The 12996-nt window shown below is 47.7% G+C and carries 12 protein-coding genes; 6 read left to right on the top strand and 6 right to left on the bottom strand.

Annotated elements, in window-relative coordinates; genetic code table 11:
• Positions 1-290: 290 nt before the first annotated feature.
• The 4 genes from ABT56_RS06840 to ABT56_RS06825 all read right to left on the bottom strand — a co-directional run bounded on the left by ABT56_RS06840 (position 291) and on the right by ABT56_RS06825 (position 2655).
• The gene (locus tag ABT56_RS06840) at positions 291-650 is read right to left on the bottom strand and encodes a phasin family protein (protein WP_047878098.1); all 360 of its coding nucleotides are present in this window, start codon (positions 648-650) and stop codon (positions 291-293) included.
• Positions 651-756: 106 nt separating this feature from the next.
• Entirely contained in the window at positions 757-1368 is a 612-nt protein-coding gene (locus ABT56_RS24575; protein WP_084722180.1) for a phasin-related domain-containing protein, read from the bottom strand.
• 337 nt (positions 1369-1705) lie between these two features.
• Positions 1706-1984 carry a polyhydroxyalkanoic acid system family protein gene (locus tag ABT56_RS06830; RefSeq protein ID WP_047878097.1) on the bottom strand — a complete coding sequence of 93 codons (279 nt, stop codon included), beginning with the start codon at positions 1982-1984 and terminating at the stop codon, positions 1706-1708.
• Positions 1985-2145: 161 nt separating this feature from the next.
• A complete protein-coding gene (locus ABT56_RS06825) occupies positions 2146-2655 on the bottom strand; it encodes a lecithin retinol acyltransferase family protein (RefSeq protein WP_047878096.1) in 510 nt (169 codons plus the stop codon).
• Positions 2656-2966: 311 nt separating this feature from the next.
• Between ABT56_RS06825 and ABT56_RS06820 the strand changes: the two genes are divergently transcribed.
• Complete coding sequence (locus ABT56_RS06820; protein ID WP_047878095.1) at positions 2967-4145, top strand: transglycosylase SLT domain-containing protein; 1179 nt, start codon at positions 2967-2969, stop codon at positions 4143-4145.
• A gap of 434 nt (positions 4146-4579) precedes the next feature.
• Here ABT56_RS06820 and ABT56_RS06815 read toward each other — a convergent pair whose 3' ends face one another.
• Together ABT56_RS06815 and ABT56_RS06810 are read right to left on the bottom strand one after the other, a co-directional pair.
• The gene (locus ABT56_RS06815; protein ID WP_047878094.1) at positions 4580-6625 is read right to left on the bottom strand and encodes a sensor histidine kinase; all 2046 of its coding nucleotides are present in this window, start codon (positions 6623-6625) and stop codon (positions 4580-4582) included.
• A gap of 3 nt (positions 6626-6628) precedes the next feature.
• Positions 6629-8149: a sigma-54-dependent transcriptional regulator gene (locus tag ABT56_RS06810; protein WP_047878093.1), complete on the bottom strand. Its 1521-nt coding sequence runs from the start codon at positions 8147-8149 to the stop codon at positions 6629-6631.
• 264 nt (positions 8150-8413) lie between these two features.
• On the opposite strand from ABT56_RS06810, the gene ABT56_RS06805 reads away from it, so the two are divergent.
• The 5 genes from ABT56_RS06805 to ABT56_RS06785 are packed head-to-tail and all read left to right on the top strand — an operon-like array spanning position 8414 to position 12988.
• The gene (locus ABT56_RS06805) at positions 8414-9226 is read left to right on the top strand and encodes an ABC transporter substrate-binding protein (protein ID WP_047878092.1); all 813 of its coding nucleotides are present in this window, start codon (positions 8414-8416) and stop codon (positions 9224-9226) included.
• Positions 9227-9928 (top strand): ABC transporter permease, encoded by a 702-nt coding sequence (locus ABT56_RS06800; RefSeq protein WP_047878091.1) that lies wholly within the window; start codon positions 9227-9229, stop codon positions 9926-9928.
• A 12-nt stretch (positions 9929-9940) separates the two neighbouring features.
• Positions 9941-10645 carry an ATP-binding cassette domain-containing protein gene (locus ABT56_RS06795; RefSeq protein WP_047878090.1) on the top strand — a complete coding sequence of 235 codons (705 nt, stop codon included), beginning with the start codon at positions 9941-9943 and terminating at the stop codon, positions 10643-10645.
• Positions 10632-11216: a molybdenum cofactor guanylyltransferase MobA gene (gene mobA / locus ABT56_RS06790; protein WP_047878089.1), complete on the top strand. Its 585-nt coding sequence runs from the start codon at positions 10632-10634 to the stop codon at positions 11214-11216. Before ABT56_RS06795 ends, mobA begins: the two co-directional genes overlap by 14 nt.
• Positions 11213-12988, top strand: coding sequence for a bifunctional molybdopterin-guanine dinucleotide biosynthesis adaptor protein MobB/molybdopterin molybdotransferase MoeA (locus tag ABT56_RS06785; protein ID WP_047878088.1), 1776 nt, complete (start codon positions 11213-11215; stop codon positions 12986-12988). The genes mobA and ABT56_RS06785 overlap by 4 nt, the downstream gene beginning before the upstream one ends.
• Positions 12989-12996: the final 8 nt, after the last annotated feature.

Genomic DNA, 12996 nt, shown 5'->3' with positions numbered 1-12996 from the left:
TGCATTTGGTCAATACCTATCAGAAAATGAATTATCTATTTTCGGTAAAAATACACCAACTTCTGCCAAAAGAGACAAACATGCATGTTTTTATTCTTTTACAATCACGTGACATGTGGCTTTGAAGTCACGTCGTTAAAAACAGTAAAAGCTAAATGGCAAAAAAGTTGCGCGTGCATGGCCCACGCGCAACCTAAACGGTATCACCACCTGCAGACTGGAATTAAGGCAGTAACACCCCAGAGCTACTTATTGTCTGGCTGGCTTAGAACGTAGCTCTGTATTGGCAGTTACTCTGCGGCTGCCAATTTCTCTACAGCATGGGTCAGCTTGTCAATTTTCTCATCCATACGCTCAAGCTTTTCACGATCAACCCCGCTTAGGCGGTAGAACAAATCATTCATACCCGCTTCCACTTCTTCAGAGGCTTTTTCGCTATTACGACCAATGCATTCTTTGGCCTGTACTTCTACTTCCTTACCACGCTCAACCAACTCGTCGAACAATTGGTTAGTTTTGTCATTAAGCTGTTGCGCTTCTTCTAGGCTGCGGCTGTACAAACCCAAACCTGCCAACCAGATGTTACGTGCAACACCTTCCCCGCTTTCAACGACATTCTTGGCCGCTTTTACTACTGTATTGTCACTCATATTCATATCCCCCTGCGTCGCTACGCTGGATTAATGTGTCAGCCCATTTACCGCATAGGTAAGGTGGGTATTCCTCAGCTCTTAAACCGCGATACGGTGCGAGCAATTAATTAGTTGTTTCTTTCTTAACTTCTGCCGCTACTGCTGGCTTTGCCGCTTCAACAGGTTTTGCAACCTCTTTCTGCTCAACCTTAACAGGCTGTGCTACCACTGCTTTTTCAGCCTCAGGTTTTACCGCATCGTTCTTTGGAGCGTCATTCTTTGGTGGTACAGGCTGTGCCGCTTTCACATTTTTACGGCGAGCAACACTTGCTTTTTTCGCCACAGGCTTGCGAACCGGCGTCTTGCCACTTTCTTGAGCTGCTTTTTGCTTCTCTAGCAGCACTTCAATACTGGCAGTGAGTTGATCAATCTTGTCGTCTACGCGATCCAAGCGTTCATTATCGATACCGATACATTTCTGAACCATGCTGTGCATGCGCTCTTCGATGGCTACCGATGTTTGGCTGCGTGATGCATGCACACGCTCCTTGGTCTTGGATTCCAGCGCACGGCCACGTTCGATCAATTCATCGAATAGACTTTTGCCTTTGTCTGATAATTGGTTTACTTCCTCACGACTCTTTGCATAAGCCCCAAGGCCAGCCAACCAAATGTTATAAACCATGGCATCACGAATTTGCTCTTTCTTCGGCTCTGCCTTGTTGATGATTCCCATTGCAGTCCCCTCCATTCATTCACATTCCCAGGCGCTTGATTTACCTAGTCAATCTGTCATTTGTTATAGTTAATGTACGATTTTCGATTAGAATCCTCTCCCTAAATCCCATAAATATCGTGCTCTGGATCAAATTTTAACGCTCTCACCACCAACGCTCTCCAGTAACGAAAACAAACCTTTAATATCAACAATTTAAACACGTAGGTAAGATCATGGACAAAAAAAAGAGGCCCAAAGGCCTCAATAAACATGGGGTTTTTAACTAAACCAAAAGAGAATTTCTGTTATTGCCCAGCCCGTTGGCTGCACACTTACGCTTTTTATTCAATGAACGTCAGCCCACCAGCAACAATTGATCCAACCGTTCGCTGATATTCTGCTCTATTGCTCCAGCAAAAAGACTGGCGGCAAAGCCAAGCTGAAGTTGAATGGTGATCTTACCTTCTTCTGCATGCAGATAGCCTTTCGCCGAAGCATGGTTAATGTGCAAGCGATTCTCTTGCCATACCCAACTTAAGCCAAATTCCTGCTCCAGCTCCCCGGCAATTTTCTCAGTAAGACTCGTAATATCTTGCTGATCTTTATCATGATGTCGTTCGATATAAATTGTCACAAGCTATCCCACAATATCATCCACAAATTAGTGCTTTTACTCAGTCACTATTTATTAACATATATTCATAGTTATGGGATTTCTGTGGCAAAGATCCAACTATTAGTAATTTGATAGGTTACTGCGGCCCTCATTAACTCCATTTTGTGGAGGATGAAACACTAACGGATACGCCTTAGCACAGTTGATATCACTATCGCCGTGCCCGCAACCAATTGTGCCCCCTTGACTGCCCGCTCATACGGACTGTTTTCTACTGAACCAACCAGAGCACCACAAATCAACCCCAAACCTGCCAGTTTCACAACCGGATTCAGCGCACTAACGGTGATATAGCCACCAGCTACGGTAACCAATAACCGCTGTAACTGCGTACACTCCTTCGTCAGGCCATGCGCTTCACGAACGAATTGCTCGCAATTTTGGCTAAACAAATTATAACGACGCCCTATTTGGCTCAGGGCATAATCCAGAGCCTGCTCTGGATCTCGGCCTTGTATGTCGCTCAGCACAATTTGCCGACCTTCCGAGAACTCCGCCTCTGTTTCGCGAGTGACTTGCCGCCACTTTTTGGAATTGTGCACCACATAACCGTGGCCATCCGCCATGCCATAATGCCAATACGTACTACAGCGCACTTTAACTACCGTACCCGGTGCATAATGGGTCATCACACTCTTCCCGATTAATGATCAGTCTATTTTTAAGGCTAGATCAATTTCACAGTTGCGCGATTCTGTCCTTTTCAGCATTGCGATAAGGTTATGCCACGATCTCATGTTGAATACATAACTCATCTAACATGTTGTTTTATTGATTTAATTCTCTTATAGCTGAACGCATTATCAAGTAAACACCTTGTAATAGACGGGGTTGCCACTGGGCTCATTACCACGATTTGGCTCATTTACTGCTACGCTTTTATGAATGGTCAAAATAATGACAAAACAAAAAGCAAATATTTCATAGCTGTATTGTATTTATGAATAAAATTATTATTAGCGCTATTGTCTTGATATTACTAAGCGGTTGTCAGACTACGAAAGTGTCAGAGCCTGTTGCGACAACCAACACCCCCGAGCCTTTAACAATGGACCTGGATCTCTCCTGCTCCATCAGCCCGGAGAGCTTCAAGGGAACATTTATTGCCACAGATTCTATCGAACGCCTTCCTATTGAAAATAGCCACGATGCGCCAAGTTTATGGGATCTCATGGTTAAAGATTTTCAGTTTAGCCAACAGAGCAATGGCCGTATCAACTACTATCGCCGCTGGTATATCAATAACCCCTATCATATTGAGCAAGTCACCCAACGTGCCGAACCTTTCCTTTTCTATATCTACCAACAGGTAGATGCTCGCGATTTTCCGATTGAAATCGCCTTGCTACCCTTCGTTGAAAGTAGCTTCGACCAATTTGCCTTCTCATCGAAAGGGGCATCCGGGCTATGGCAAATCACAGCCCCAACAGGCAGAACCTTCGGGCTAAATATTATTCGTGGCTATGACGGACGCAGAGACATCGTCCAATCAACCGATGCGGCTCTGGATCTACTGGCTTATCTACATGACAAATTCGATGGAAACTGGCTTCATGCCATCGCCGCGTACAACACCGGGGAAGGAAGGGTCAAAAAAGCCATCAAGAAAAACAAAAAGGCAGGTCGGTCGACAGAGTTCTGGGCATTGGAGTTACCAAAAGAAACTCGGATGTATGTGCCAAAACTCCTTGCTATGGCAGAAATCGTCGCCAAACGTCATCAACTCAATCTCCCTTTTTCCGACATCAAAGCACATACGGTTATTGAACCCGTCATCGTAAAAAATAAAATTAAATTAAAAACGATTGCCCAACATTCAGGAGTACCCAGCAAAATGCTATACCAGCTCAATCCCGGTTACACCGCAGGGGTAACTCACAGCAAAGGTGACAATTATATTTTACTGCCATCCGCGAATATCACTGAGTTCTATGCCAACAGCCACGAATCCCGATATGCGAAAGAAAAATTCACCGTTTATGACATCAAACACGGAGATTCACTCAATGAACTGGCATGGCTGAACAATATCTCCGTTGATGAAATTAAACAGCTCAACCGACTCAATGATTCATTCATTCGGGTTGGCCAAAAATTACTCCTTCCGCCATCGCAATAGCCCTGTAGCCAACTCCCATTATGATCGGTTACACCGTCTTTTAACTTAGATTATGACACTATTATGAATAGTGTTCAGTTAGTCACATTTCCGAACACGCCTCAAAACAATTCACTTTTTCCAGTTCTTCCGAAACGTTTTTTGATCTATTCTTAATTATGCTAATTCACTGAATTTTATTATTTCTGTCATAAAAGGATCATATATGCAGCATCAAGAAATGATTAACCCTAATCACTGTGGCATCATCACACGTACGGTTCTCACTGCCCTTGGCGCAATGTTCATCGGCCTAATCCTCATGTAGCAGGCAATACAACAGATAAGCAGACTATGATTATTCAATATCAATCTGTCATCACACTGCAGCATTAAAAAAGGCATGACTCTCATCATGCCTTTTTATTTGCTATCTCAGCCCCAAATCTCGACCACTAAATAGCTTCAAGCTCAAGTGTATCAATTTTATCCCCTAGGGCTTTTTCTGGTAAGAAAACTGAAAATGTCGAGCCTTCGCCTAGCTGTGATTCAACGGTAATTTCACCACCGATACTGGTGATAATCCCCTGGCTCACCGACAGGCCAAGCCCAGTACCACTTCGTCGGGTGGTAAAAAACGGATCGAATATTCGCTTAAGGTTCTCGTCACTAATACCACAGCCATGATCGCTAATCATTACCACGGCCCCCAGTACTTCTCCTTGCTCTCCAATCCAATCGGCTGTTTTTACCACCAGCCGTCCCGAATCATCCATCGCATGAACCCCATTCATCATCAGGTTCACCAATACTTGCAACAACTGATGGCGGTTTACCTCTACGCTGCAACGAGCCTCAAGGTGAGCGTCAATCACAACATCGTACTTTTTAGTACCGGTTCTGACCAACGTCAGGCTTTCCTCGACAATCGGATTGAGATGCTGCCAGGTGATCTCGTCCTGAACGCCCCCTTGGCGACTGTATTGGAGCAGACTGCGGGTTATATTGCGTATGCGGTCAATCTGCTCGTGAATTGCATCCAACTCTTCCCTTACCCGCTCGGTATCCTCTCCCAACTCATACTGAAGTAATTCCACGTTGCCAAGAATCACAGCCGTCGGGTTATTGATTTCATGGGCAATACCTGCGGTAAGCTCACCCAATGCCGCCAACTTTTCACTGTTCACCAACTTGCTACGAGCCAAGTTAAGCAGCTTAATATGCTGTTCCAACTCTTCGGTTTTCTCGCGCAAGCTATGAGTTCGGTCCTTAACTTTATCTTCTAGTTCCAAAGAGGCTTGCTTGATTGTCTCATTGCGCTGGTGGAGCTGATCAAGCATGGTATCAAACTGCTGACCGAGTATTTGCAACTCATGCCCATCGGTTAAATCCAAACAACCGATACGACGGTCAAGCCCCAGCTTCACTGCCATCACCACTTGGTGCATTCGCTCGATAGGCCTGAACAAATCCCGCGAGCCGCGATAAACGATCCCTCCGGAAATCAATAGCACCGCCACGATACCAAAACCTAGCTCTATAATATTAGTCAGATAGATTTTGATCATCGGCCACTCTAAATACCCGGTATAGAGCATGCCGATAATATCGCCTTCTTGATTTTTCAACGGCTCATAGGCTGAGACATACCAATCATCATACACAAAGGCACGGTTAACCCAGGTTTCTCCGTCTTCAAGTACCAATTGATGAACATCTGGCGACACTCTGGTACCGATAGCACGCCCATTAAGCTGACGACTATCCAACGGCACATTGGTACTGACCCGGATATCATCCATAAACAGGGTAACCGTTCCGATCGACCCTTTGGGCAAGGTGTTAGAGGCGTAGACCAAATCGCGGATCCGATCCACCAGCCGCGTACTGTTATTAAGTAGCATGCCTCCGTCGACTATCCACTGAAGCTGGCCCTCTTCGTTAAAGATCGGCAACAAACTTCGACTCACCAAACCCCGAGTGATGATCCCCGGTTCGTTGAGCAACGGGATCTGGGCTCGAATCGGCAAATCCGAATTCAATTTACCAAGCTGATACCCTTCCAAGGTCTGGAAAAATGTCTGTTCGGTTCCTTGGGTCAGCAACCGTCGGCTCGATTTGGAAAATTCCCCTAACGCCGAGGCCGGATGCACTGCCACGAAATCCAAGTCGTAATGCTTTGCCTGCTGGTGGGCCCAATCAATCAACTCGCTTTCGTTATTCCGAAGCAACATCTGAAAATCATAAGATTCAACCAAGGCATGCAATTGCATCCGTTGTTCTTTTTGCAGCAATTCCATGCTGTGATGGGCAACCGCCAGATCGGCCCGGACATTCATCAAGGCGCTCTGCCAGGTATAACGCACGGTCCAGTACATAGTCAGCGCAATCAAGGCCAGCAACGTGATAATGATCGGCACCGAGGTCAACATCAAAAGACGATAACGAACCATAGTGCGAAAACGCCGGATCCACATCAGAATAAACTGCTTCACAGACATGCCCTATTCTTCCGGCGACAATTCAGATTCATCAGCCCACTCCTTGAATTTTCGCTCAAGGGTCTTGCGTGCCACGCCAAGCTGACGGGCAGCTGCTGACTTATTACCACCGTTGTAGTCCACTACCTGCATAATGTGCGCCTTTTCCACCTCTTTTAGAGGCCATTCGCTCGGATAACAGAAAATAACCTCATCGCTATCATGTTCGTGACAGCGGCATGGCCGATCGTCATCGCTATAATTCGATAATGGCAAAGATTGAGATACGCCTGCCTCTGGGGCCTCACTCTCTTCGGCTTTTACCGCCGAATCGGCATCACTGCTTGCTTCCCACTGCGTGACACCGTCACCTAGTTCGCGCCAATAGTCCGCAGGCGGTTTACCCAACAGCAAACAGCGTTCCATCATATTACGCAGCTCACGAATATTACCCGGCCAATCGTATGCCTGCATCGCTGCAATATCTTCATGGGTCCAATTGACTGGCTGTACCCCTAATTCTTTGGAAAGTTGTACCGTAAAGTGATGAGCCAAAGCAGGGATATCTTCTAGTCTGTTCCGAAGTGCAGGCATATCGATGGTGAGCACATTGAGTCGATAGTACAAATCTCGGCGGAAGCGCCCTTCTTCGACTTCTTTTTTAAGATTGCGGTTCGTCGCTGCCACAATACGGACATCGACCTGAACCTCACGCTCCGAGCCAACCGGACGAATCGCCTTCTGCTCAAGGGCGCGCAGCAAAGAGGATTGCATCGACAATGGCATTTCGCCAATTTCATCGAGGAACAAGGTTCCGTTATTGGCAACCCGGAACAGTCCCTCACGGCCTTTCTTTGCTCCGGTAAACGCTCCTGAAACATGGCCGAACAATTCGCTCTCCAGCAGGTCTGGAGCAATCGCCCCGCAGTTTAACGGTACAAACGGCCCGCTCCGCTGACTGAGCTGATGCAACGCACGGGCAACCAACTCTTTCCCGGTCCCAGACTCACCTTCTACCAATACTGCAGCCAATGACGGTGCAAGTTGACCAATAATCTTCTTTAATCTCAATGTACTTTGCGCATCACCAATAATATCTATCGGATAGGTACGCTCAACGTCACGCTGCAAGGCAAAATTCTGGCGTTCCATTAAACGGCGTTCAATACAGCGCTGCACCGACTGCATCATCTGATCAAGATTGAAAGGCTTGAGAATGAAATCAGATGCCCCCGCACGCAACGCTTTAATCGCAGTATCCAAATCCGCATAACCCGTCATGAAAATCACATCACTACGGCGGGTACTCGGATCAAAAGCTTCGTGCCATTCAATACCGGAACGTCCTGGTAAGTTGATATCAACAATCAACAGATCAAAGTGACAACGTTTCCTGAGCTCTTCGGCTTCTTCAATACTGCCGGCGACATCGACCTGAGCAAACTGTTTACTAAGCGCTTTTTTCAATATGGCTCGCATCCCCGGCTCGTCATCAACAACAAGCACGGAAACGGCAGACCAAGAGTTCACGGTATTTTCAGACATAAATTGTATGTTCACTTAAGAAATCTGTGCGACATTTTGTCTCACAGTCATAATCCCTGTCAAAATTGTTTGCAAAAGATTCCGCCTACGTCATAACAATATTTATTTATATTGTTTATAATCATTAATTTAAATGCCTTTCAGCTATCACTACAGGCATCACTTTTAAAGTTGGCACGGCATTTGCTTTTGGATGCTCGATGATGGCGCAACTGTGCGCTTTTTCTTTTAATAGCTATAAATGACTAACCGTCAGGAAGACCTATGAAATTTATAAAAACAACAATTGCAGTTTTGGCACTAGTATCAGCGACAGCATTGCATGCCGCTGAAGATATGACTGTACGTTTGGCGACCACTACCAGCACATACCACTCTGGTTTGCTAGATTACCTACTACCTGAATTTAAGAAAGATACAGGTTACACCGTTGAAGTTCTGGCGGCAGGTACAGGCAAATCTCTACGTATGGGTGAAAACGGCGACGTGGATCTAGTTATGACCCACGCACCAAAAGCTGAGGCCGTTTTCGTTGAGAAAGGTTTTGGTGTTCTGCCTCGTAAACTGATGCACAATGACTTTGTGCTGGTTGGCCCTAAAGCGGATCCAGCCCACATCGACGGTATGACTGATGTTGCCAAAGCTCTAACAACTATCGCCAAAGAAGATGAAGGCTTTGTATCTCGCGGTGACGATTCTGGTACCCACAAGAAAGAGCTAAACCTGTGGGCTCAGGCGAAAATCGAACCTCATTTCACTAACTACAAAGCCGTTGGCCAAGGTATGGGTCCAACATTGAACATGGCATCTGAACTGCAGGCTTACACCCTGACTGACCGCGGTACTTGGCTGGCCTACCAAAACAAGCTTGACCTGAAAATCGTTTTGCAGGGCGACCAACGCCTATTCAACCCTTACCAGGTGATTCTTGTTAACCCTAGCCGTTACCCAGACATCAACTACCAGGGTGCTAAAGTATTCAGCGACTGGTTGGTAAACGCCAAAGCACAACACCTAATCAACGATTACAAGCGACACGGCGAGCAGCTGTTTGTTGCGGATGCTATTGCTCAATAAATGGATATATGGCAAACCACACACCAGGCGATCCAACTGCTGTTTAGCGGGGATACCGCCCTTTGGGGGATCGTCGGTGTTTCATTCTCGGTTTCATTGCTGGCAATAGCGATTGTGCTATTGCCTTCAATGCTGATCGGCTTTGCCCTCGCCTACGGGAAATTCCCGGGGCGATGGCTTATTTTATCTTTGTTCAACACCTTCCAGTCTATTCCAACTGTAGTGATCGGTCTGCTGCTCTATATGCTGCTTTCACGTGCCGGCCCACTCGGTGACTGGAAACTACTGTTTACCCAGCAAGCGATGATCCTCGGTCAGATTCTGATCTGTTTTCCCATTCTTGTCTCTATGATGCACGCCGCTTTTCAAAACAGTGACCGTCGCGCCTGGGAAACCTCACTCACTCTCGGAGCCAGCCTGCCTCGAGCCTTCATGAGCCTGATGTGGGAAAGCCGCTTTCCGCTGCTTGCCGCTGTCGTCACCTCATTCAGCCGAATCATTACCGAGGTCGGTTGTTCTATGATGGTGGGTGGAAATATTTTAAACTCTACCCGAAATATTCCGACGGCCATTGCTCTGGAAAGCTCCAAAGGCGCATTCGCCCAGGGGGTAGCATTAGGGATGGTACTGCTGGTATTGGCATTGGGACTAAACTTCATCTTATCTGTCGCACATGGCAAGGCCCATTTGCGTACTAACTAAGCGGGAATTTTGATGACTCAACTCTCGATACAAGCCAATGATTTGTCTGTTCGGTTTAAAGAGCGGCTGCTGTTTCACATCCCGCACTTGGTACTTGGCCCCAAAGATGCCATCTACCTTACCGGCGACAATGGCGTGGGGAAAACCACCCTGCTCAAAGTGCTGAGCGGATTGCAAAAGCCATCAACCGGCGATATTAACCTAAGCCATAACTCGTGGATCCGCCGTTTGTTCTGTGCCCAAAGCAACAGCGGCGTCATTTACATGCACCAAACACCGTATATGTTCGACGGCAGTGTATTGGATAATGTGTGTTATGGCCTAAAGTTCTCTCTGCGTGATCGCCGAAAGCGCCGCACCGAGGCAATCAATGCCCTGCGGATGGTCGGACTTGAAACGCTGGCAGACGAACATATCTCCGTGTTATCAGGCGGTGAACGCCAGCGGGTTGCTATGGCGCGCGCATGGGTTCTGAACCCAAGCGTGCTACTGATGGATGAATCCAGCGCCAGCCTTGATCAGGAATCCATAGAGCGTATGGTGGTATTATGCAAAGACCTACTTGCGCGCGGTACCAGTTTGGTGATCACCAGCCATCAGAAAAATGCTCTGACCGAACTTTGCCGTCGGCAATGGACAATTACAGATTCGCAATTGATTGAACGCGCCACACTTCAACTTGTAGACGGGGACAACGACACCTATGCCTACGCCTGAACAAACCCATTGGGTTATCCTTGCCGGCGGGCAAGCCAGCCGAATGGGCGGCAACGATAAAGGGCTGGTCACACTGGCCGGCCAAGCCATGATCGAACACGTTATTGGCATCCTCAAGCCGCAAACCAACAACATAACGATAAACGCCAACCGCAATCAGGAAACATACCAGCAGTATGCCCCTGTCTTTGGCGATCATATCCAAAACTACCCCGGCCCACTCGGCGGTATGCATGCAGCCTTACATCACATTGATAGTGAATGGATTGGCTTTGTTCCATGTGACTGCCCGCAGCTTCCCTATGATCTAGTGGATCGAATGAGCCGAGCCTGCGATGAAACAACAGACATCGCCGTTGCCCATGATGGCGACCACATCCAGCCCGTTGTTACCTTAGTCAACCGCCGTATTCTGCCAAAACTCGAACAATTCCTTGCAGACGGTGACCGAAAGATTATTTTGCTATATCGTCAATGCAACATGATCACGGTTGATTTTAGCGATCAGCCCAATGCATTCGTGAACCTCAATACTCCAGAAGAACTAGAAAAATTCGGACAAGCGCTATGAGCCAAATTACTGCAAACCTCCCGCTTCTTGGCTTTGCAGCCTGGAGCGGCACCGGCAAAACTACCCTACTCGAAGCCATGCTGCCTAAACTGGTCGAACGTGGCATTCGTGTTGCTGTGATCAAACATGCCCACCACAATTTCGATATCGATAAAGAAGGCAAAGACAGCTACCGCCTGCGCAAAGCCGGTGCGAACCAGATGCTTATCTCTTCTCGTTACCGCAGCGCAATGGTTACGGAAACGCCCGAGCAAGAAGCTACACTGCCGCAACTCATTAATCAGCTCGACCAAACCCAGCTCGACCTTATCTTGGTTGAAGGATTCAAAAAAATCGATTTTCCTAAAATCGAACTGCACCGCGACGAAATAGGCAAGCCTTGGCTCTTCCCTGAAGACAGCAACATCATTGCCGTTGCCAGCGACAGCCAAGCACAAACCGAACTGCCTACACTAGATATCAATGATCTGGATGCGATTACTGAGTTTGTCATCAACTTCGCCAAGTCCCCCAGCCAACAACAAGAGACATTGAGCTGCAGTGACCTGGACCCGTCTGGCATGCTGTCCGTCGAACAGGGCCGCGCACAGATATTGGCACAAATCGTCGCACCAACCACCAAGGTAACCGTTGATCTGAAAGCTGCATTGGGACAAATTGTCGCAGACGATATTCTTTCGCCGGTTAATGTACCTCAGCACACCAACTCAGCGATGGATGGCTATGCCATTCGCGGCGATGACCTCAACCGAGACAGCTACCAGGTTGTCGGCCAAGTGATGGCAGGTCATAGCTATGACGCCCCACTGGAGCAAGGCCAAGCGGTTAGAATTATGACCGGAGCCCCTGTTCCCGACAATGCCGATACGGTCATTATGCGTGAACAAGCACAACAAGACGGTGACACCGTCACGTTTGACCTTACCATGGGAGCTATTCGCCAAGGGCAAAACGTCCGTCAGGCCGGTGAAGATCTGGCTATAGGCCAAGCTGCCGTCAATGCAGGCAGCCTAATCACCGCTCCTGAGCTGGGTATGATTGCCTCGCTAGGCTTGCCATCGGTTTCTGTTCGCCCACAACTGAAAGTGGCCATCTTCTCAACAGGCGATGAAGTCCAGCACCCTGGCGAAGCCCAAAAACAAAACTGCATTTACGACTCCAACCGCTACACCCTGCATGCCATGCTTAGCAAAGCAGGCTGTGAGGTCGTCGATTTGGGCATTATCGAAGATAACGAGGCTTCACTTGAAGCAACGCTAAAGACAGCCAGTGAACAAGCCGACGTGATTTTGTCATCCGGTGGTGTCTCGGTCGGTGATGCTGATTACATCAAGACCATCCTCAGCAAGCTGGGCCAAATCAACTTCTGGCGCATCAATATGCGTCCGGGCCGCCCACTCGCCTTTGGCCAAATCAACAACAAACCATTCTTTGGCCTACCCGGCAACCCTGTCGCGGTTATGGTGGCCTTCTTGCAATTTGTCGAACCCGCTCTGCGCAAGATGCAAGGTTACACCACTTGGCAGGCACCGGTTATGCTTGCGACGGCAACAGAAAAGTTGCGCTCTCGCCCAGGACGCACCGAGTACAGCCGAGGCTGCTACCAATTCGATGCCAATGGTCGCCTGACTGTTAGTGCGACAGGCAAGCAAGGCTCAGGCATTTTGCGCTCGATGAGTGAAGCAAATTGCCTAATTGAAATCCTACCTGAACAACCTAATGTTGAAATGGGTGAACAGGTCCGAGTTATCCCTCTCATCAATCGGATTTAGATGGATAA

The sequence above is a fragment of the Photobacterium aquae genome (assembly GCF_001029445.1).
In the GTDB taxonomy this organism is placed as follows: Bacteria; Pseudomonadota; Gammaproteobacteria; order Enterobacterales; family Vibrionaceae; genus Photobacterium; species Photobacterium aquae.
This window is presented reverse-complemented; position numbering and strand designations above follow the sequence as displayed.